Source organism: Sporosarcina obsidiansis (assembly GCF_009651005.1).
GTDB lineage: Bacteria > Bacillota > Bacilli > Bacillales_A > Planococcaceae > Sporosarcina > Sporosarcina obsidiansis.
The window spans coordinates 62,616-85,028 of sequence record NZ_WHVW01000011.1; the positions used below are offsets into that span (position 1 = coordinate 62,616).

At 42.2% G+C, this 22,413-nt stretch carries 21 protein-coding genes; 7 read left to right on the forward strand and 14 right to left on the reverse strand.

Annotated features, from left to right (window positions below):
* Nucleotides 1–12: 12 nt before the first annotated feature.
* From GD002_RS10515 to GD002_RS10540, 6 genes are all read right to left on the reverse strand, one after another.
* Nucleotides 13–774, reverse strand: coding sequence for an iron ABC transporter ATP-binding protein (locus GD002_RS10515; RefSeq protein WP_153732318.1), 762 nt, complete (start codon nt 772–774; stop codon nt 13–15).
* Nucleotides 771–1,721, reverse strand: coding sequence for an iron chelate uptake ABC transporter family permease subunit (locus GD002_RS10520; RefSeq protein WP_153732319.1), 951 nt, complete (start codon nt 1,719–1,721; stop codon nt 771–773). Before GD002_RS10520 ends, GD002_RS10515 begins: the two co-directional genes overlap by 4 nt.
* Nucleotides 1,714–2,664, reverse strand: coding sequence for an ABC transporter permease (locus GD002_RS10525; RefSeq protein WP_153732320.1), 951 nt, complete (start codon nt 2,662–2,664; stop codon nt 1,714–1,716). The genes GD002_RS10520 and GD002_RS10525 overlap by 8 nt, the downstream gene beginning before the upstream one ends.
* A gap of 265 nt (nt 2,665–2,929) precedes the next feature.
* Nucleotides 2,930–3,802: a DUF6612 family protein gene (locus GD002_RS10530; protein WP_153732321.1), complete on the reverse strand. Its 873-nt coding sequence runs from the start codon at nt 3,800–3,802 to the stop codon at nt 2,930–2,932.
* Between the two features lie 346 nt (nt 3,803–4,148).
* A complete protein-coding gene (hflX, locus tag GD002_RS10535) occupies nt 4,149–5,417 on the reverse strand; it encodes a GTPase HflX (protein WP_153732322.1) in 1,269 nt (422 codons plus the stop codon).
* Nucleotides 5,418–5,469: 52 nt separating this feature from the next.
* Nucleotides 5,470–6,171, reverse strand: coding sequence for a VOC family protein (locus tag GD002_RS10540; RefSeq protein ID WP_194841558.1), 702 nt, complete (start codon nt 6,169–6,171; stop codon nt 5,470–5,472).
* A 190-nt stretch (nt 6,172–6,361) separates the two neighbouring features.
* On the opposite strand from GD002_RS10540, the gene GD002_RS10545 reads away from it, so the two are divergent.
* From GD002_RS10545 to GD002_RS10555, 3 genes are all read left to right on the forward strand, one after another.
* Nucleotides 6,362–6,829: a nucleoside deaminase gene (locus GD002_RS10545; RefSeq protein ID WP_153732324.1), complete on the forward strand. Its 468-nt coding sequence runs from the start codon at nt 6,362–6,364 to the stop codon at nt 6,827–6,829.
* 100 nt (nt 6,830–6,929) lie between these two features.
* Nucleotides 6,930–7,661: an oxygen-insensitive NADPH nitroreductase gene (gene nfsA, locus GD002_RS10550; protein WP_153732325.1), complete on the forward strand. Its 732-nt coding sequence runs from the start codon at nt 6,930–6,932 to the stop codon at nt 7,659–7,661.
* Nucleotides 7,662–8,482: 821 nt separating this feature from the next.
* Nucleotides 8,483–9,676, forward strand: a complete 1,194-nt coding sequence (locus tag GD002_RS10555) for a class I SAM-dependent methyltransferase (protein ID WP_153732326.1) — start codon at nt 8,483–8,485, stop codon at nt 9,674–9,676.
* Here the strand turns inward: GD002_RS10555 and pstA are convergent.
* The 4 genes from pstA to GD002_RS10575 form a co-directional block, all read right to left on the reverse strand.
* On the reverse strand, nt 9,626–10,483 hold the full coding sequence (pstA, locus tag GD002_RS10560) for a phosphate ABC transporter permease PstA (RefSeq protein WP_153732357.1): 858 nt from the start codon (nt 10,481–10,483) through the stop codon (nt 9,626–9,628). The genes GD002_RS10555 and pstA overlap by 51 nt on opposite strands.
* Before the next feature lie 9 nt (nt 10,484–10,492).
* The gene (gene pstC, locus GD002_RS10565) at nt 10,493–11,431 is read right to left on the reverse strand and encodes a phosphate ABC transporter permease subunit PstC (protein WP_153732327.1); all 939 of its coding nucleotides are present in this window, start codon (nt 11,429–11,431) and stop codon (nt 10,493–10,495) included.
* 63 nt (nt 11,432–11,494) lie between these two features.
* Nucleotides 11,495–12,481, reverse strand: a complete 987-nt coding sequence (locus GD002_RS10570) for a PstS family phosphate ABC transporter substrate-binding protein (protein WP_153732328.1) — start codon at nt 12,479–12,481, stop codon at nt 11,495–11,497.
* A gap of 228 nt (nt 12,482–12,709) precedes the next feature.
* Nucleotides 12,710–13,891 carry a MalY/PatB family protein gene (locus GD002_RS10575; RefSeq protein ID WP_153732329.1) on the reverse strand — a complete coding sequence of 394 codons (1,182 nt, stop codon included), beginning with the start codon at nt 13,889–13,891 and terminating at the stop codon, nt 12,710–12,712.
* Between the two features lie 147 nt (nt 13,892–14,038).
* Here GD002_RS10575 and GD002_RS10580 point away from each other — a divergent pair, with 147 nt between their 5' ends.
* Entirely contained in the window at nt 14,039–16,267 is a 2,229-nt protein-coding gene (locus GD002_RS10580; protein ID WP_153732330.1) for an S-layer homology domain-containing protein, read from the forward strand.
* 109 nt (nt 16,268–16,376) lie between these two features.
* Here GD002_RS10580 and GD002_RS10585 read toward each other — a convergent pair whose 3' ends face one another.
* Entirely contained in the window at nt 16,377–17,093 is a 717-nt protein-coding gene (locus GD002_RS10585; protein WP_153732331.1) for a MerR family transcriptional regulator, read from the reverse strand.
* Nucleotides 17,094–17,305: 212 nt separating this feature from the next.
* On the opposite strand from GD002_RS10585, the gene GD002_RS10590 reads away from it, so the two are divergent.
* Nucleotides 17,306–18,304 (forward strand): NADPH:quinone oxidoreductase family protein, encoded by a 999-nt coding sequence (locus GD002_RS10590; RefSeq protein ID WP_153732332.1) that lies wholly within the window; start codon nt 17,306–17,308, stop codon nt 18,302–18,304.
* Nucleotides 18,305–18,358: 54 nt separating this feature from the next.
* Here the strand turns inward: GD002_RS10590 and putP are convergent, their stop codons facing one another.
* Nucleotides 18,359–19,840, reverse strand: coding sequence for a sodium/proline symporter PutP (gene putP / locus GD002_RS10595; RefSeq protein WP_153732333.1), 1,482 nt, complete (start codon nt 19,838–19,840; stop codon nt 18,359–18,361).
* 504 nt (nt 19,841–20,344) lie between these two features.
* Here putP and GD002_RS10600 point away from each other — a divergent pair.
* Both GD002_RS10600 and GD002_RS10605 read left to right on the forward strand, forming a co-directional pair.
* Nucleotides 20,345–20,668, forward strand: a complete 324-nt coding sequence (locus GD002_RS10600) for a YbjQ family protein (RefSeq protein WP_153732334.1) — start codon at nt 20,345–20,347, stop codon at nt 20,666–20,668.
* Nucleotides 20,669–20,714: 46 nt separating this feature from the next.
* Complete coding sequence (locus tag GD002_RS10605) at nt 20,715–21,656, forward strand: alpha/beta fold hydrolase (protein ID WP_194841559.1); 942 nt, start codon at nt 20,715–20,717, stop codon at nt 21,654–21,656.
* Nucleotides 21,657–21,691: 35 nt separating this feature from the next.
* Here the strand turns inward: GD002_RS10605 and GD002_RS10610 are convergent, their stop codons facing one another.
* Both GD002_RS10610 and GD002_RS10615 read right to left on the reverse strand, forming a co-directional pair.
* The gene (locus GD002_RS10610; RefSeq protein ID WP_153732335.1) at nt 21,692–22,120 is read right to left on the reverse strand and encodes a DUF1801 domain-containing protein; all 429 of its coding nucleotides are present in this window, start codon (nt 22,118–22,120) and stop codon (nt 21,692–21,694) included.
* Nucleotides 22,121–22,136: 16 nt separating this feature from the next.
* On the reverse strand, nt 22,137–22,331 hold the full coding sequence (locus tag GD002_RS10615) for a YwbE family protein (protein ID WP_153732336.1): 195 nt from the start codon (nt 22,329–22,331) through the stop codon (nt 22,137–22,139).
* Between the last annotated feature and the right edge of the window lie 82 nt (nt 22,332–22,413).

Below are 22,413 nucleotides of genomic sequence, written 5' to 3' on the forward strand. Positions count from 1 at the left end.
TTCCTCACTTTTTTAAGAGTTAAAATAAACACAAATCCGACAATTTTTCATTTGTTGAATTGGAATATCCATATCATAGATTTCCCGTAATGATTCAGAGTTGATGATATCGTTCGTCGGTCCATCTTTGACGATCTTCCCGTCTTTCAGCGCAACGATGCGATCTGAATAAACAGATGCAAAATTGATATCGTGCAATACAATTACAACGGTTTTTCCTAAATCATTGACGAGCTGACGTAAAATTTTCATGATCTGTACAGAATGTTTCATATCCAAGTTATTGAGTGGCTCATCCAATAAAATATAATCGGTATCTTGCGCAATAGTCATCGCGATGAAAGCACGCTGGCGCTGACCACCAGACAATTCATCCAAATAAGCATCTTGCATATCCATCAAGCCCATATACTCTAACGCTTTGTCAACCATCCGTTCATCCTCTTCTAGAAGACGGCCCTTACAATGCGGGAAACGACCGAATCCGACAAGTTCACGGATTGTCAACTTCACATTCATGAAATTGGATTGCTTTAAAATGGCTACACGCTTAGCAAATTCGTTGGATTTCATATCTTTGACTTTACTTTTATCGAGCAATACTTCACCCGTATCTGCATCCATTAATCTGCTTACCATCGAAAGAAGAGTAGATTTACCAGCCCCGTTCGGTCCAATGAATGACGTGATTTTTCCACGATGAATATTCACACTGACCTTTTCGACGACCGCTTTTTTTCCGTAAAATTTTGTTAGCTCACGAACCTGAATCATGAGGATCGACTCTCCTTTAGTAGTAAATAGATAAAGTAAATGCCACCGACAAAGTTAATGATTACGCTCAATGTAGTCGAGAACGAGAAGACACGCTCTACAATCCACTGCCCACCTACCAGTGCAATCACACTCATGACCGCGGCCCCTGTAATTAAGATGGAATGCTTATACGTGCTAAAGAACTGATACGACAAATTGGCCACAATGAGCCCAAAGAACGTTATCGGTCCTACCAATGCAGTAGAAACAGCAATGAGGACTGCCGATAAAATCAGCATAGTCTTGACAATCGTCTGATAGGATACACCTAAGTTAATAGCCGTATCTCTACCTAATGAGAGAACATCTAATTCATTGATATAGCGCCAGCCAATAATAAGTGTCAGCACCAAGATACCGAACGCCCACCAAACTAAATCGCCGTTAATATTGTTAAAACTCGCAAACATTTTATCTTGCACACGTAAGAATTCATTCGGATCGATCATGACTTGCAGAAATGTCGATATACTTCCGAAGAAGGTACCGATAATAATACCAACCAACAACAAGAAGTAGATCGGTCGATTACCTTTACCGAATAAAAACTGATACAGCAGCAAGGCGAACAATATCATAGCTCCGACGGAAAGCAAAAAGTTGAATTGCTGATTGATCAGTACAAAATGGGTAGATCCAAAAAAGAATACAAGAACAGTTTGCAATAAAATATATAGGGAGTCTAACCCCATAATACTTGGCGTCAATATCCTGTTATGTGTAATCGTCTGAAAAATAACTGTAGAATACGCAACCGCCACGCCTGTCAAAATCATTGCAACCACTTTGATAGCTCTACGGGGAAGGGCATAGTCAAAACTGCCGTTTAATCCTTGGAATAAATACAAGCCACAAAACAATAGAGCAAAAGCTGTTAAGATAATTAGTTTTGTTGAATTACGCATATGCTCTCCCCCTAAACAACAGATAGAGGAAAATTCCGCTTCCGATGACACCGACCATTAAGCTAATCGAGATTTCGTAGGGAAAAATAATGACTCTCCCTAAAATATCACAAATTAGAAGAAAGATGGCACCGAGCAATGCAGTATGCGGTAACGTCTTCTGCAGATGATCACCTTTGAAAATCGATACGATATTCGGGATAATCAAACCTAAGAATGGAATCATACCAACCGTTAACACAACTGTTGTTGTAATTAAAGCAACTAAGATCAGGCCTATGTTAACGATACGCTTGTATGCCAATCCTAAATTCTTAGAGAAGTCCTCCCCCATTCCAGCCACTGTAAAACGATTCGCATATAAATATGTAATGATCAAGACCGGTATGCTAATATACAAAAGTTCGTAGCGGCCTTTCATGATCATGGAAAAGTCACCTTGTAACCAAGCCGACATATTCTGGATCACGTTTGCTTTATACGCAAAAAATGTGGAGATGGATGCTAGGATGTTCCCAAACATCAAGCCTACAAGTGGAATGAAAATAGCGTCTTTAAATTTGATTCGATCCAATATTTGCATAAATAAAAACGTGCCTAGGAGCGCAAATGCAAAGGAAACTGCCATTTTCTCCAACAGGGTTGCATTTGTAAAAATCAGCATGGATACAAGAATTCCAAGACGCGTCGCATCCAATGTTCCAGCAGTCGTTGGTGAAACAAATTTATTGCGGCTTAACTGTTGCATAATTAATCCCGCAATACTCATTCCCGCACCTGCCAACAAAATAGCGACTAACCGTGGAACTCGACTAATTAGGAAAATTTCTGTTTCTTCTGATCGCCAATCTACTAAATCCATTGGAGAGATTCGACTCGCTCCGACAAACAACGATAGGAAAGACAGTAGAATTACGGCTGTAATTAAATAACGTTTCTTCATGAAGAACTCCGATATCGAATATTTGAGCATTTCTCACTTAAATGAAAATGATTATCACTCGCTCAATCACTACATTAAACAATTTCACCCATGATGTCAATACCTAATTGAAAATGGTTATCAACACATTGTGACATTACCTTTTATATGGTGGGAAATGTGCAGTGTATATAGAAATATGAAATATACTGTAGCTATCAACGACATATGAAAAAAGCTGTCCTTCACACTAATAAAATGTGAAGAACAGCTTTCATTTTCGCTATTACTGTTGTTGTTGTTCCATCGCTTCGTTAACATCAACTGCGCCATCAATGACTTCTTTAGGAACTTTAATTTCGTCAATCTCATTGACCTTTGAAATATCACCCTTCATCTTTTGTGCGATTTTCACTTGCTGACCTTGCTCTTCCATTGTCATGACCAAATCCATGTCAAAATTCTTTGTGATGAACGTTTTCTTATCAATCGTAAATTCTAAATCGATACTTTCAATATTCATTTGAGAGATCGTATCCAGTTGCGCTTCATCCATTCCTGCTGGCAAGTTTTGTTCCATCAAATCTTTCATAAGCTGACTGAATTTTTCGCCAGAACCTTTCAAAGTAAGGACATATTCATCATCTGTTTGTTCAAATTTGAAATCGTCAGCAAACTGGTCATAGATCGTGTAGTCCACTTGCGTCTCCATTGATCCCGCCATTTGACCCGCTACTTGTTCATACATTTCGCTTGGGAGCTTCATCCAATCTCCTGACTCAGGATCTTTCATGAAGAAGCCATCTTCCGTCATGTACATTTCCATGGCCATCTCTTCGCCGTCCATTTCCATATTTATCGTTTGACGCATGGCAAGAGGTTCTAGGATCATATCCATGTCAATTGTTGAGTTACTGACTTGTTTTTCTTCGCCCATTTGAATGTTTTGTTCAATTTCCATGTTGGCATGCATACTTTGCTGTGTTTCCGCAGCAGCATTTGCTTTTTCCATTACTTCCTCGACAGTGAGGTCACTTTTCACTACGACCTCATCTTCCTTACCAGTTTCAGGATCTTTTTTCGGCTCAGCTGTTTGTCCACAAGCGCTTAACGCAAATGCCAGTGCACTGGCAGCTATGATCGTTGTCCACTTTTTCATTTATTCATCTCTCCTCTATTTTCTAATGACTTCACTTAGTTGTACGGCAGGAAAATGAAAAGGGTTCAAAAAAACGTTGTATTTCAAAGAATTACACCGTTTATACCAAATTCATCCATGCTCTTCATAGGCAATTAAAACGAGAGTGATGGGCCATTTTACCTCATTAGTGAAAAAAGGTTTAAAAGTAGCGAGAACGGGCAAACTAGAAGCATCCCACCCCCTTTCTCTTCTTATAAAGATAAAAGGATTTGGCTGCATGCATTGCGCATGCAGCCTTTTTTTGTCTTCATGATGAGGTGCTAGGGGAATGTTTTGTATCGACCAAAGCGAAATGGAGGATCAATTACACAACTATGAACTTCGCGAGTCGCTGAGATTCACTTTCCGGTAACTCAACAATCAGCAACGTTCCTTCTTCTTCATATGCCGTCTCTTTAATTACGGCAGTATCATTCAGATGAGAGACAATCTCCCCACGTTCATAAGGAATCAGTAACTTACATGTCACATACTGCTTGAATAACTTTTGCTCAATCAGCTTTAGCAACTCCTGTATGCCCTGATTCTTGCCAGCAGCCATCCAAATGTTTTGTTCTTGCACACGCGGATAAGAAACCTCCGCCAAGTCCGCTTTATTGTATACATGAATAGTAGGGATACTTTCCACTCCAATATCTTCCAGTGTTTCATTTGTTACATCCATCATGTGGCCATGTTCTTCATTCGATACATCCACGACATGCAATAGCAGATCTGCATTTTTTGCTTCCTCCAATGTGGAACGGAACGCTTTAACGAGATGGTGAGGAAGCTTTGACACGAATCCTACCGTATCGGTGAGGATGAACTCCTTCTTATCAGGCAGCTTGATCTTTCTCACCGCAGTCTCTAGCGTTGCAAACAACATGTCTTTTTCACTGACCTGTTTAGCAAGGTCCGCGTCCGTGTACTGCAAGAGCCTATTCATCAATGTCGACTTACCAGCATTCGTATAGCCTACGATCGAAACCACCGGGATCCCGCTACGTACACGTTGCTTCCGCTGGGTTTCGCGCTGGTCTCTTACATGCTCTAGTTCACGTCGCAATTTGGCGATCTGGTCTTCAATTTTTCGACGATCCAACTCTAGTTTCGTTTCACCAGCCCCTTTGTTTTGAAGACCACCGCCAGTGCCGCCCCCTTGCCTGCTCAATGAAGCACGCAAACCGACGAGGCGTGGCAATGTATATTGCAGCTGAGCTAGCTCTACTTGCATTTGTGCTTCTCGATTTCTCGCACGTCTCGCAAAAATATCCAAGATCAACATCGTGCGATCAATAATTTTACACTCTAGCTCTTTTTCTAGATTACGTAATTGGGAAGGTGACAGTTCATCATTAAAAATCAATAAGTTCGCACCTGTTTCTTCATATACTTGACGGACTTCATCAATTTTTCCTTTCCCTAGATAATGTGAAGGATTTCTTCGTTCTAGATTTTGCGTCACTTCACCTATTACCTTTACATCAATTGCTTCTGCCAAATTACGCAGCTCTTCCATCGCATATTCAAAATGCAAATCTTTTTGTTCATGAATACCTACGATAACCGCCTCTTCAATCAATAGTTCCATTCTTACTTCCTCCCTGCCGTTTTTATATGTAGTTTACCCGTTGCTTAGCGTACTAACCGTTATCCGAAAAGCGGACATCGCCCAAACGTTCTGGTACGCCTTGCTTTTCTACAAAGCGAAACACCACATCGCCTATTCGAATATCATTCGCATCGCCTACCTTCTGCGATAGTAAGACAGCCCATTCTCCTGTTTCGCGTAACGGATCTTCCACGAAAAAGATACATTCTATAATGCTCCTTTTCTTATGGACTACTGTTCGCGTTCCTTGTTCGTCTAACCGAGCAAACCGTTGCGCTTCTGATTCATCCCATTCAATAAAGAATGGATAAGGCAATTCATCTGTAGAAGATTGTTCAATAAACAGCATATTCCAACGCAATAGCTGCCCTTCTCTCGTTTTTCTCGATGCAGGAATAATATCAGTTGTCTGAAACCCTTTATTATCTAGCTCTTCTTTCAAATTCTCCAGGTGATCGACAGAAAAGCAGATCGTTGCCCATCCATTACCATATGATTGATCATGAAGCAGCTGCGCAACTAGCGGTTGATCGACTGCCGCTTTCTCTGCCTTTTCTCTATCTTCTAACGTCAGCCATTCTATATACGCATTATTGGTATAAAGCAAAGCATTAGCTGTGCCCCACTGCTCATGACGTCCGCCCATCACAGCTCCATATCCATCTTGGTTCTGTTCTTCGATTACATCAGCTAGGTTTTCATTGGTGAAATACACGACATGATCTAATTTCATTGGATCTCCCTCCCACCACCATTGTTTCCTTATCATAACAAATATCTACCTATACAAAGGATATTTCGTTCTTCCGCCTGTTTGGAAATTTTGTTTATAGCCATAAAGTTTTGTATGATGGAGATAGGATTTCTAGAATACCCGACAATATTTCCCGGGAAATTTGAATATTCGACAGGAGGAAATACATTTGAATGATGAAAAGTGGTTAGAACAAACAGTAGAAATGGCCGTGGAGAATGTAGCGAATGGCGGTGGTCCATTTGCAGCTATTGTAGTAAGAAACGGAGAAATCATTGGTTCTGGCACCAATCTCGTAGAGTCTACCTGTGATCCATCCGCCCATGCAGAATTATTGGCAATTAAAGAAGCGTGCGCAAAATTGCAAACCCTCGATCTTTCTGATTGCGTCTTATATGCAAGCGGAGAACCTTGTCCAATGTGTCTCGGCGCCGCGTACTGGTCTGCTGTTGGGAAAATTCTTTATTCCTGTAGTAAACAAGATGCTTTTAAAGAAGTAGGGTTCACGAATCCTGTGCATGCGTTCTACTCAGACCAGCAACTTTCGCCTGAAAAGCGTTCCATTCCGTTTATTCAACAAAAAACACTCCATTCGACAAAACCTTTTATAGAGTGGAAAAAGCGCCAATCCAAGTGATTTCAGGTGTTTCCTGAAAGCTCTGAATAGTGTAGGATAAAGGAAGTGATGCAGGAGTGAACATTCATTCCTGCACAAAAAATGAATGCGGAGGGATTGTATGGTTATCGATTTATTAACGTCTCATTCATCAGTTCGTCGATACAAAGATGAAACGATCACGAGAGAGACCGTGATGGAACTAGTGCGTGCGGGTCAACATGCAGCCAGTTCACATTTCGTGCAGGCTTGCTCTGTCATCTACGTTACAGATACAGAGAAACGTGGACAACTAGCAGAGTTATCTAAAAATCGCCGTCAGTTTTATACAGCCGGTGCAGTGCTCGTCTTTTGCATGGATTACAATCGATTGTCACATGCCGCTCGCTTGCACGGCAGAGAAATTGATTATTCAGTAGCAGAAAATGTGTTGGTTGGGGCAATTGACGTTGGGTTATTCGCACAAAACGTAGCGATCGCAGCTGAATCAAAGGGCTATGGTATTTGCTATATCGGAGGCGTCCGGAGTGCTATTGAAGAGATTTCTGATGTATTGGAATTACCGAAAGGCGTCGTTCCTTTATTCGGTATGTCCATTGGGGTTCCCAATGAAGCAAATGGCGTAAAACCACGACTTCCAGTAGAGGCAGTTCTACACGAAAACAGCTATGATGAAGAGAAATACAGTGACCTTCTACCCGCATACGATGAAATCATTAAAGAATATTACGCAAGTCGAGATTCTAATCAAAAGGATGCTACTTGGTCCGAACAAATGGCGGACTTCCTAGAAAAACCACAACGTCCGCATATTAAAGCATTCTTGGAGAAACAAGGGTTCCTTTTTAAGTAATACGAAAACTCACCGTTCTGGCGAGTTTCAGATTGTATACAAAAGATATAGAAAGTGATCCTGCTACCGTTGATCTGCGTTACAGGCGAACGCTTTCCTGGGGGCGTGGCTTGAGCCAATCGAACAGCGAAGGGTTCGATTGGTATAATTTCTGCGGCTTTTTGCAGAAATTATACAGCGGTGCTCCTAACGCTACGCTTTCGCTACCTGCGGGGTCTCAAAACGCACGTTGGTTTCCAAGGAGTCGGTTTTGCCGCGGGCTCACACGAAGTGAGTCATGCAACCGTTGCCGCAGGACGCGGCGAAATTAGGTTGCCTTCCACTACGATCAACTAGTGTATTTGCAGGCTTAAGTGAATTACTTTCCACACACAGGAAATTATGACTACAATAAGGAATTTTTTCTTAGCTCACTGTATAGGGATTGGAGCGGAAGACGGGCGACTCCTGTGGGGTTTAGCGTGACAGGTGAGACCCTGGACTGAGCGAAAGCCGTTGTGAAGTACGGCTTTTGCGAGTAAAAGCGAAGCGTTAGGAGCACACGCACTTAGCGAGGGAAGCGGCTCACCGCACGCCCCACGGAAAGCGTCCCGTCTGGAGCGCAAATCCCTGGACCGCAAGCCAAAAAACTTGTCCTTTTTCTCTCTAACGCTAATTTAACCTGATCATTTTAGTGATTGTCTACAAGCTGAAACTCACCTTTTCTGGTGAGTTTTTTATTTGATGAAATGAATTGCTTTCGCGATACACCCCTTTCCCTTATCAACTTCCCCAATTATTGTTATGATAAATGGAACGAAGACAGACGGGAGTGTCGAAGCATGTCAGTAGATGAAGTACTAGAATTATTCCAGAGGCGGATGACGGATGGAACGTTTATTCGAGCAACGGTTAGCCAGCCACGCCTGAAATCGAATGAAGTCAAGCGGATCAAGCTCAAACCGCTCGAATTAAAGGGTGCATTATATATCCAATTTGAATATCAATCTGAACGCATTCTCAAACATGAGAACATCGCCATCGAACAGATCGAGGATCCATTGCAAAATGCATTAGAGAATTATAGACAATTCCATCTTGAATTAACAGATGAAACGATACAGATTCAGCTCTCAAAGAAAATGAAAGTATCCATTAAACGAATATTTCTTGACACTGAGAAAACTGTGGATTATGCCCATAATCGAAAGAAAAATTATGCATTGACCGAAGGAACCCCTTACCCATTTCTCGTCCGATTAGGCGTGCAAACTGCGGAAGGAAAAGTCAAAAATCAGAAGCATGACAAGTTTCGACAGATTAACCGCTTTGTAGAACTAATTGATGACACACTTTCCCATTTACCAAAGGATCGACCCATCCGCATTTTGGATTTCGGCTCTGGTAAATCGTATTTGACGTTTGCGTTATATCACTATTTGCGGATAGAGAAAGGCTTGGACATTCGGGTTACAGGATTGGACTTAAAAAAAGAAGTGATTGAGGAGTGCCAGCTGATTGCCCGCGATTTGCAGTACAATCATCTGGAATTTTTGGTGGGCGACATTAATGAATATGAGGGAGACACTGCTGTAGATATGGTCGTGACCTTACACGCATGTGATGTGGCGACAGATATGGCACTAGCGAAAGCCGTCACATGGGGAGCTTCCGTCATATTATCAGTCCCTTGTTGCCAGCACGAATTGTTCTCCCAATTACAAGCTCCTGCACTGGATGTCATGCTGCAACATGGCTTGATCAAGGAACGGTTCGCAGCGTTAGCCACAGATTCGATCCGCGCAGAATTGCTTTCATTAGTTGGCTACGAGGCTCAGCTTGTTGAATTTATTGATATGGAACATACTCCGAAAAACATTCTGATTCGGGCCTACCGCAATGGTCAGCAGCCAGATCAAACGCAAATCGATCGCTATGTTGCATTTCGAAACCTGTTGCATGCCAAACCATTTTTAGAAAATGAATTAAAATCGTTGCTCAAATTTATTCCGAATGACGATAGCAGACGCATTTAATAGAAATAAAATCGTCAATAGAACGATGATAGTGGCAGCTGCCAAGTTGGCATATTCTGCAAGCAACGAAGAGTCAATTGTCCAATAATAAATTTGCATAGGCAATACCGTGAACTTGTCAAAAATGCTCATCGGGATCGGCAATAATAAGGCTGGAATCCCGATGACAACTAGCGGCGCTGTCTCACCAATTGCACGTGACAATGCCAGTATAGAACCTGTTAGGATGCTTGGCAACGCGACCGGTAACAAGACAGATCGAATCGTTTGCCATTTCGTAGCGCCTAATCCATAAGAAGCTTCTCCCAGGTAGCCAGGTATTGCACGCAATGCTTCCTGACTAGACACGATAACAATCGGAAGCACGAGTAGCGACATCGTCAATCCGCCTGCCAGTACAATATTGCCAAAATCGAGGGCACGTACAAAGACCGTCATACCTAAAATTCCGTATACAATAGAAGGAACTCCTGCTAGGTTTGAAATATTTGTTTGGATTAATCCGCGTAGTTTTCCTTTTTTCGCGTACATCTCCAGATAGATCGCTGTTCCTACCCCTACCATAGTAGTGAGTGGAATGACAACTGCCATCAACCACAATGTTCCTAATATAGCGCCTTTGATCCCTGCTTTTTCAGGTTGGGTGGAAAGACGTCCAGTTAGAAAGTCTGCGCTTAACCAGCCCATCCCTTGCTCAATTACACGATATAACAGCACACCGAGCACCAACAGGCCGAATAAAGAAGCCGAAAGAAATACAACTCTCGCAAGTTGGTTGCTAATCATCCGAAATCGGAAACCTCTCATACTCACCACTTAGTACTCCTCCTTAAATCTCTTAGAAATGTAGCGCGCCAGCATATTCATGGCAAGTGTGAAAACAAATAACGTCATAGCTACAGCGTATAGACTATAATAGATGGTCGTTCCTGCAGAAGCATCGCCACCTGTCACCTCTACGATATAGGCGGTCATTGTTTGCATGGATTCCGTAACATCTAGTGAAAAGTTTTTCGAGCTGCCGCTAGCGATGGTGACAATCATCGTTTCTCCGATTGCTCGGGATATTCCCAATACTATAGACGCGATAATTCCTGACAGCGCTGCTGGAATGACTACCTTACGGGTAACTTCAAGTTTGGTCGCCCCTAACCCAAATGCACCATCACGTAAAGAGTTTGGTACAGAGCGCATAGCATCTTCCGATAAAGAAGCAATCATTGGAATGATCATGATACCCATGACTATTCCAGGACTTAGTAAGTTGGTTGCTTGAAGACTCGGTATCCACTCACGTAAGATCGGAGTCACAAAAGTGAAGGCAAAAAAGCCATAGACGATTGTTGGAATCCCTGCCAATAGCTCGAGCGCAGGCTTCAAAAACTTTCTCCACCTGGCAGAAGCGTATTCACTCAAATAGATTGCAGTCATTAAGCCAAATGGGATCGCGACTGTCATCGCAATCAATGTAGACAGAATCGTTCCCGCAAGCAGTGGTAGCACTCCAAATTGCGGTGTTTGACTTAACGGTTTTAGAATAGTACCTGTGAAAAATTCGATTATAGAAACTCTTTGAAAAAAACTGATCGTTTCAGATAATAAGACGATGACAATACCAATTGTGGTAACGATCGATAAAAAGGTCAGCAAAAACAGTCCGATCGGAATCAATCGTTCACGTGCTCTCCGACGTTGATGACGCTCTGCAATTTGACGGAAATGAATTTCTTTGGAATTTTCTTGCCTAGTAAGCATTTCTTCACTCCCTATATGTAACACGGGAGGGAAGAATCGGTTTCCCTCCCGCGTAAATCCATCTTATTTAGACTCTTGTAAGTTACGTAAGTATTCTAAGTTCTCGATTGCTTCATTTTCAGGGATCGGAGCAAATCCTGTTTCCCCTGAAATTTTATTGGCATTTTCCATTACATATAGCGCATAGTCCAGCACTTGAGGTTTTTCTTTCGCATGGTCTACATTCAAATACGTGAACACAGGACGAGTGAATTGTGCGTATGCCCCTTCCTCGGCAATCGTATTCATAGCAGGCTCCACTGCTCCATTGCCAAAATCCACGTTGACTGCTTGTAGTTGATCTTCATTGTTTACATAGTAGCCAAATCCGAAGAATGCAATACCGTTTTTATCTTCAGACACTAGATTGACTAACGTGGAGTATTCTTGTTGTAAGTTGACGTGATCGCTCATATCTTGTTCTTCCAACACTTTTTCATAGAAGAATTCGTATGTTCCATGATTTTCATTCGGACCCATTGGTTTGATTTCTTCTGCTGGCCATTCGGGATTGATGTCCGACCACTTCGTTACACCGCTATCCGCTACGAAAATACTGATCAATTGTTCTGGTGTCATTTCACTAGCCCAATCGTTTTCTTTGTTAATGACAAACGTTAATCCATCTAAAGCAACTTTTAATTCCTTTACTTCCATTCCAAGTTTCTCAGCTTCTGCAGCTTCTTCCTCTTTTATGGGACGAGATGCATCATTAAAATCCGTTCCATTTTCAACTAGAAATTTCTTAAAGCCTGCACCTGTTCCTGCACGGCTGACTTCTACTGAAACGTCCTCTTGTTCATTAATCATATATTCTTCAGCGAGTTTCGCCATCAATGGATAGACCGTTCCCGATCCATCAACGACCACGCTACCTTCCATTTTTTCAGGTTTGTCCGCAGACTGTTCTCCGTCTTTTTTTGATTCAGTTGCGTCTGCGTTGTTGCACGCTGCCATGAAAACTGCTGCGAATAAAAGGCCTACCCACCAAAGTGCTTTTTTCTTTTGCATACTGTTCGCCCCTTCTATTGATAATCGTTTCTACAAGTACGACTATACTAGGCAAATGTAAAGCTAGTGTGGATGATGTGTAAAGGTTGTGTTAATTCCCTATTCCCTTACTCAATGAGTCTTTGAAAACGAGTTTAGTCGGCAGATGACCATATAATGAAATGATTTGTTTCCAATAAAAAAGCAGAGAATAGAATTGAAAAATCAATCTATCCCCTGCGTTTTATTTTATTGTGGTAAGTGCTCAATAATACTATCTACAGCTTGCTTAATATGTCGAGGCTCTGTCCCTAAATTCAAGCGGATGAAACCTTTGGACTTTTCACCAAACCATTCGCCATAGTCGATTGCCAATTTACATGTATCTTGTACAAATGCTTTCACCTCTTCTGGCTTGATGTAAGCACGTAAATCAATCCATAGTAAATAGGTACCTTCAAGTGGGCTGACGACTAGCTTCGGTGCATGCTCCGCAAATTGTTCCACCGCATAACGTTCATTCGATTTCACCACAGCACGCAGGCCATCTAGCCAATCCGCGCCATGTCGGAATGCCGCTTCAGAAGCCGTCATGCCAAGGAGATTCACTTCCGTTTGATTGACTGATTTCACAAAGCGATCGAACTGATCACGCAATGTTTCGTTCTCAATGATGATTTGTGATGTCAATAACCCTGCCAAATTAAACGTTTTCGAAGCCGCTGTCACCGTGACAACACGCTCTGAAAATTTTCCATTGGCTACAATAGCGGATGGGATGTGGACATGTTCGTCAAATGTCATATCGTGATGGATTTCGTCCGATACGATAGTCACTTCATGCTTGTCACAAATGGACAACAGCTTCTCGGCTTCCTCCGCCGTCCACACACGTCCCACCGGATTATGCGGCGTACAATGAATGAACAATTTCACTTCATTGTCCACGATTTGCTTTTCAAAATCCTCAAAATCAATCGTATACTTGCCATCCGTATTGACGAGTTCGCTATTCACAAGTTTGCGTCCCGTATCCTTCACCGCATTACTGAACGGATAATAGACAGGTGACAAAATAATAACTGCATCTTCTGGTTTCGTAAAGGCATTCACAAACCAATACAAAGCTGTGACGACACCTGTCGAAAATCGCATCCATTCTTTCTTCACTTCATAGCCATGACGCTCGCGCTCCCAATTGATGAACGCTTCATAATAAGATTCCGGCACATATGTATAGCCAAACACCCCGTGCTCTACTTTTTCCTTGAGCGCCTCCACCACTTGATCTGGTACCTTGAATTCCATGTCCGCCACCCAAGCAGCTAATAAATCAGCATCACCAAAGCGCTCCTTTAGCATGTCCCACTTCAATGAGTTCGTGCCTCTTCGTTCAATGGCATATCGCTCTAAAAACTCTTCTTTTTTCATATATAACACGTCCAATCATTTCAATTTTCATACCTATCAGTCTACTCAGATTGTACCATATGAACCGGTCTACTACCTCTGTTGCCTCTTAGATTTTCTTTTGTTGTATACTGATAGAAACCTGGTATGTAGTTGGAGGTAATACAATTGAGGAAATGGACTACCCGAATAGCGATGACAGCTTTGTTTTTTATCTGTTTCATTCATTCGGCAAGCGCACAGACGATCGATGCAAAATATTCGGATGTGTCCAATCAACACTGGGCAAAAGATGAAATAATGCAACTCGACGAAATGACAGTACTGGAAGGCGACCGAGATATGCAGTTCCGCCCGGAAGCCCCTCTGACAAAAGGCCAAGCTGCATTATCGTTATCTCATGCGTTTTCTGCTGAACCTTCTTCTAAACACCACTTATTTTCAGATGTGGAATGGAATTCAGAACAAGAACGTGCCGCTTTGATTGCAGTAGAAAATGGCTGGCTGGAACCTAGCAAACCCGGTATTTTCGGAACAGACGAACCAATGAAACGCGAAGAGCTTTGGGATGCACTTGTTGCCGCTTTTAAACTGAAACATAATGGGCGAGATGTGCTGCCGGAAATTTGGCCTTCCTCTTCCGATGAGTCGTCTATTTCTAGCGTTCCTTCAATAAAGATTGTAAATGCGGAGGATTTCCTGAACAATGAAACAGCCACGGTTACTAGAGCTTCGTTTGCCAAGCTGCTTCATCGCTTATTGTTGAATAGCGGACTCATTGAAGAGACGAAATCCTACCAACTATCTGATGTGAAAGAATCGAAGAACTACCTACCGATCAAGACACCTGTTCACTTGGAAAAAGTTTCATTCGATGAACATCCGATCTATTTACGTTCTGCAAAAAGCTTCAAATTTCAGGGCCATGAATGGATAGACAATGATTTCTCAAAAGATAATATCTATGAATATTCAGTTGGAGAAGATGGTGCAATAGTCGAATTAACGGTTCGTTCCTTTGATAATGGAGACGAATTTTTATTTTCGAAACTGACCAATCCATCTGCTGCTCCAGTTACTGTTGACGTTTTACAAAAAGAAAACGACGTAGCGACAATTGATTTGTATCGTTTCGATCGTTATCCAATCAAACGAACTAGCACTGATTTATTTAATACAGATATGACTTCTTACCCTACTGGCGTCTTACGTTTCATGAAAACTGACGGATCTGTAGAAGAACGTATGGTGGGTCAATCGTATATATCCAAGCAGCTTTCCTTAACGTATGACAATGGCGGTAAAAGCTACATGCGCGAGCTTCTCGCAGAAAAGGAAGCCTTGTCCTATGTTCAAGTCGGTCAGACACTCCTATCTGTTCATACCTTGCATTCCCAAGCGAATGATATCGTCGATCACTGGTACCTCGATGCGGATCACCCACTGTTTGCTTCGAATGAACATATGGTTAGTTGGATGAAAGAAACGAGCCAGTACTATAAGAAGCGCAATAGTTGGTATACCGCTGGAGGACCTTACAATAAGATGGTGACGTCTACAGAACCGATGCCTGAAACCGGTCAAGGTTATGGACGTACACTGCTGATGTTAAAAGAAGACCGCGCTCTGACACTTTATCATCAGCAAAAAGATCGTTACTTTAAAAACCTAGTCTACAACGCGTTTGTAAACTTAAAGAACTATAAAGAAGATAAAACTTACTGGGAAACAGAAGTCACTAGTACGTATCTAAAAGATTTGTATGATATCCATGCACCGTTTATTGATACTCGTTTCAATGAACAAATTGCCTTGTTTTATTACAACAGTGGCAGTGAGTTCGGCATTTCCGAATCAAATGAACCATTGCGGAATTATGCAGACTTGCTCGCTTCGCAAAAAGAAAAAGGTAATGTCACACAGATAGCTGAAGATGCCTATTACATCGCGGACTACTTCCCGATCAATCAGAAAGTAAAGACACATACTTCCATGAACCATGCACTAGGTGGAATGAACATTTTGCTGATGGCGTATCAAGAGTTCCATGATCCAAAGTATTTGGAGACCGCTCGCGCTATTCAGAAAGCCATCGCTCTTCAAAAAGATGAATGGATTCGCGACAATGGTGATATTTGGTATCGCATCGCACCGGATCTAACGTACAAAGGTGAGGATTATAAACATCTAACGCTTGAGGACTTGATCGACTCCTATCAACTCTGGCAACAAGTTGATCCGACCTACTTGCCAGTTCTGAGAGAAATGATTGCCACCAAATCTTCATTCCTTTCAAATGAAAACTTGGGCTACACGACCAAGATTAAAAATGGCTTAAAGCAGATCGGTTTGATGGAGTACTTGCCGAAAGGGAAAGAATTAACAGATGCTTTATAGAGGAGATTGTTTGGGCCGGACCGCTGGGGACCGATGCAAAACATATCACCAGCCAAACTGAACACACATCAAAAAGTAGAGAAGGGATCAAGATTCCCTCTCTACTTTTTTATTTATTCTTATCCGCATACACACTCATCCCATCCCGCATGAAAACAGCTAGCCCCTCGCCAAACCGATCGATATTCTTCATGAATCGTTCATCCGCCACATACATCTCTCCTAGCCCTTTAAAAGCTTCCAATGAATAGCTCCCCATTCGATTCAATAATACAAACCATTCCTCAATAGCCAATTGCACTTCCACAGAAGAAGGTGCCATATGTCGGATTTCTGCCAACTTGAAATAAATCCGATTCATTTCTTCCTGCATCCCTTCCCCAAATTTGCGGTTCGTCTGTTCCACTGTCTTCTCCCCCCATCGTGCTTTCGCTTCCTCTTCATATGGGTTTGTACGAAAATCAAATCCTTTAAACATCTCTTTATTCGTCATCATGCATTCCCCTTTCTCTGATTGTATCGTCTGGTCAATCGTAACTAGCATAGTCTCTAACTGCGATTTCTTGTGCAGAAGCATACCGCGCTGTAGCTCCAGTGCCTCCAAGCGCTCAAACGTCGGACTGTCGAGCAATTCCTTAATACGCTTCAATGAAAAGCCAAGTTCTCGAAAGAATAAGATTTGCTGCAAGTCGGCAAGGTTTTCATTGGAATATAAACGATAACCTGATTCTGTTACTTGATCAGGTATGAGTAATCCAATGTCGTCGTAATGATGCAGTGTACGAATACTGACTCCTGTCAGATCTGCTACTTCTCCCACTTTCATCTATGTCGCCCCCTTTCTATTACCACTATAAATCCTGACGTAACGTAAGAGTCAATCTAAAGTTCGAAAAGAATTTCAAGTAATTGAATTCGCTACAACTTTTACAGCTCGATTTACTGTCCGCTGAATGAGGCTTCAACTTTGAAGCTTTCAGACAAGTAAGTTAGTATAATGCTAGAAAGATGAAAATCAATTGCGGAAGGAGATTTTACATGTCACAAACGTTTAATGCATTGGTAGTAGACAAGCAAGAGGAAAACTTTTCTGTACAGGTCAAACAGCTTTCAATGAACGATCTACCTGAAGGAGATGTTTTCATTCGCGTTCATTATTCCAGCATCAATTATAAAGATAGTTTGGCATCGATTCCTGATGGAAACATCGTGAAAGACTATCCGTTCGTTCCCGGCATCGACTTGGCAGGAGTAGTCGTATCTTCAACTGATGAGAGATTCAAAGAAGGCGATGAAGTCATTGCGACGAGTTATGAAATCGGCGTGTCGCATTTCGGAGGATATAGCGAATATGCGAGAGTTCAAGCGGATTGGGTGGTACCTCTTCCAGCAGGACTTTCATTGAAAGAAGCGATGATTATCGGCACAGCGGGGTTCACGGCTGCATTATCTGTCCAGCGTTTAGAAGAAAATAACGTTACGCCCGATAAAGGAAAAGTATTAGTTACTGGCGCAACAGGCGGGGTCGGTAGTTTCGCCGTTTCGATCTTATCTAAGCTAGGCTACGACGTGGAAGCAAGTACTGGAAAAGAAGAAGAGCATGCATACTTGAAATCGATTGGTGCGACCTCCATCGTTTCACGTGAAGAAGTATATGATGGAAAAATTCGGGCGCTCGGCAAACAGAAATGGGCAGCAGCTGTAGATCCAGTTGGCGGTGAACCACTGGCATCTATACTTAGCCAAATTCAATACGGTGGATCGGTGGCAGTGAGCGGGTTAACAGCAGGCACCAAATTACCAACTGCTGTATTCCCATTTATTTTGCGTGCAGTCAATTTACTCGGCATTGATTCCGTCTACTGTCCAATGGATACACGTCAAAAAGTGTGGAATCGTTTAGCTACTGACTTGAAACATCCCGATTTGGAGCAGCTTGTACAACAGGAAATTTCATTGGAAGAGTTGCCTGACGCACTTCCAGTTTTATTGGAAGGCCAAGCACGCGGCAGAACAATTGTGAAACTAGCGCAATAACTCACTTCAAAAAGAGCCATCCTTGCACGGTATGTGCTGGATGGCCCTGTTCGTTCATCGCTCTTTATTGAGCAATTCTAACGTTTCATCATACTCATGTTCAATCTCTGCATTTCGTCTATACGTTGCCCTACTAATAATATACGTCACGAATAAACAAACGAGAAACCCGGGCACAATCTCATAGAGCGTGTCCGAAAGTATTTTAAAACTGCCCCAAATACCGACTGTAATTGCTCCGGCTACCATCCCACATAACGCACCTTGAGCAGTGATCTTTCTCCAATAAAGAGATAGAAGAATCACCGGTCCAAATGCTCCGCCGAAACCGGCCCAAGCAAACGAGACCAGTTTTAAAACAGACTCTTTATTCGGCCATGCGAGAACTACAGCAACGATGGAAACGATCAAAACTGCTGCACGTCCTAAAAAGACATATTGGCGATCTGATCCATTCGACTTGAAGACTGCTTTATATAAGTCCTCAATTAATGCGGAGGACGTCACGATTAATTGAGAAGAAATCGTACTCATAATCGCCGCTAATACTGCTGCCAGCATGATTCCCGCAATCAGTGGATGGAAAATGATTTGACCCAGGACAATGAATACCGTTTCCCGATCCGCCAGCACAGCATCGTTTTGCTGAAAATATGCAACGCCTACTAAAGCCGTTGCAATGGCACCGACCAAACTCAACAGCATCCAACCAATACCGATACGTCTGGCACTTTTCGTCTCTTTTACCGATTTAATTGCCATGAAACGCACAATAATATGTGGCTGACCAAAATAACCAAGCCCCCATGCAAGCGAGGAAATAATTCCTAATAACCCGACACCAGATGCGAAATTAAATAGCGTAGGATCTGCCTCACGTATACTATCTGCCGTTTCCGCAAAGCCACCTGTAATAAAAATACCGACTGAAGGCACGAGAATAAGTGCCAAAAACATAATCAGTCCTTGCACGAAGTCCGTGTAGCTCACTGCCAAAAACCCACCGAATAACGTATAGGCAATAACAACTGCTGATACGATCAATAGCCCTGTATGATATTCCAAACCGAATGAACTTTGAAAGAATTTTCCTCCTGCTACCATCCCCGAAGAAACATAGAAGGTGAAAAACACTAATATAATGATGCCCGAAGCAACTCGTAGCAACCGCGATGTATCTTTCAATCTATTCTCCAAGAAACTTGGAATGGTGATCGAGTTATTCGATACTTGCGTGTACATGCGTAAACGCGGTGCGACCAACAGCCAATTTAAATAGGCCCCTATTGTCAATCCAATGGCAACCCATGCTTCAACGAGACCATTTAAATAAATTGCACCTGGAAGACCCATCAATAGCCACCCCGACATATCGGAAGCTCCAGCACTTAACGCTGTGACTGCGGGACCTAGTGAACGTCCGCCTAGCATATAATCCGTCAGATTGGATGTCCGTTTGAACGCGTACCAACCGATAAATAACATAGCTGCCATATACAAAATAATCGAGATGAGCTGATACGTTTGTTCCGTCATACAATCTCCCTCCTTTTTCTAACCAACAGTCCTATTTTACCTTATCAACAAGACTCTTTGAACAATAATAATAATGTGTGTATATTAAAACTATTATACTCGACAATATTCCCCGGGAAATACGTTCTTATGACAAGGACTTCGCAAAATTTGTATTCGTCTGCTGATAGTTAGGGCAGAAGTATGTTTGTAACCAAATGAAATGAACGTAGAGGAAATCAACTAATAAAGTTCACCTTTACACTTTGATCCAGTGCAAGTCGACTCTTTTCCTTTTGTTTTCACAAAAATTAGACCTCCCAATCGAATGGCGTCTCAGAATCAAAGAGCTACTAGAATGGCAGCAGAAAATCTTTCATAGAAGTATTAAGTAATTTTGGTTACTAAACAGACCTGGTGCACTATCGAACTTTAATAAAGCGAGGAATCTTTACTCCAATCAAACTGTTTTGAAACCTTCCATCCCCCCACAACGTATAAAAACAAACAAAAGGAGGAGATCGAATGTTACACACGACAACGAATACTTTGCAAGGCCGAACGATTGAAACGTATCATGGGATTGTATCAGGAGAAACGATCATGGGGGCGAACATCGTACGTGATATCTTTGCATCGGTCACAGATATTGTGGGCGGACGTAGTTCAGCGTATGAAAGCAAATTGACCGAAGCGCGTGAAACTGCAATTGAGGAAATGTCTGAGAAAGCACGCCGCATGGGAGCAAATGCCGTAATTGGTGTGGACTTAGATTTTGAAATGGTGCGTGAAGGCATGATGATGTGCATCGCAACGGGCACTGCCGTTACGTATCGGGACGGGGAATAATCGTTAAATAGTTTGCCGCTCTAAACGAAATGTTGGAGGCGACACATTGAGGAAGGTTAGGAAATTTGTTTTCATCACGTTTGCAGCTTTTCTGCTGATCATTACTTTCAGTTATGTGAATCACCAAGTACAGCTTTCAAAAGAGAACGAGCGATTTATCCCAAATGGTATGTTAACCGAAGTGAATGATTATCAAATGCACGTGTATTCGGAAGGAACTGGGAATGACACCTTGGTCTTCTTATCTGGCAGCGGAACGAGTTCACCTGTTTTGGATTTCAAGTCACTATATACATTACTGAGCGATACGTATCAAATTGCTGTCGTAGAAAGAGCCGGTTATGGATTTAGTGAGGTTTCTGATTCAGAACGCGATCTAGATACTATGCTATCTGAGACTAGGAAAGCACTTTTTCAGTCTGGAGTAAAAGGACCTTTCATTTTAGTACCGCATTCCATGTCAGGCATTGAAGCATTGCATTGGGCACAGACCTATCCTGAGGAAGTGAAAGCTATCATCGGTTTGGATATGGCGGTTCCGGCTATATATGAACAAATGAATATCAATATGACTTTCCTTCGAATGGGCAAGTTGGCAGCAGACATTGGAGTAACGCGATGGATCCCCGCACTAGCTGAAAGTGACGCCATCACTTATGGAACATTGACAGAGGAAGAGAAAGAATTGTACAAGGTGATTTTCTATAGAAGAACCGCCACAAAAAATATGCTGAATGAAACTGCTCAAATTAAAGATAATGCGAAACTTGTACAAGAACACTTGCCTGTTAACGTTCCTATACTGTTGTTTTCATCGAATGGCCAAGGAACTGGCTGGAATGAAAATGAATGGGTTGGATTTCAACAAGAATTTATTGCAGGTCAAGAAAGCGGGGATTTAGTGGAACTAGATTGTTCTCACTATGTTCATGACATTGAATATAAACAGATTGCTGAGGAATCGGTACAGTTTATCAAGAAGTTATAAGCAAAAACGAGAGGCACCACTCGCCTCTCGTTTTATCAATTCGATTCATTTGGATATCGTTCTTGTAAATACGTAACAGATTGCTGAATCAATTCTTTCAGCACCTCCACATCAACATCTGCCACTTTTTTAATATAGACGCACGCCTTACCGCTCGTATGCTTGCCGAATCTCTCCAATAACATTTCTCGTTCAGAATCACCAGTTGCAAAATAGAGACTGATCTTCGCTTTGCGTGGGGAAAAGCCCACAAGCGGTGCGTCCCCTTCATGACCCGTTTTATATACATAATGATAGGAGCCGAACCCAATAATGCTAGGTCCCCACATTTTCGCTTCATAGCCCGTAGTCTCGGTAAAGATATCAAGCAAGCGATATGCGTCCTCTCGTTTTTTCGGTTTATCCACATTCTCAATGAATTCAATCACACTATCGTCAGTTTGCTTCGTCTTTAACTCATACAAGAGAATTCAAATCCATCTACTCTAGTATCTCTGCCACTCGTCCGACTTGTCCATCCTCTAACCGCACTTTAATCCCATGCGGATGAAAGCTCGAATTAGTTAATAAATCCTTGACAATTCCTTCCGTTTTTACACCACTTCGTTGATCCTTCTTCAAAATAACTGCCACTCGCAGCCCTGGTTTGACATCTGCTCGATTCTTCCCATCCATTGCACAATCCACTCCTCTTTTTATTCAGTGTACCATAATTGATTTAGCTTATATTCATAATGTTCTTCCATAAAGGCAAGGC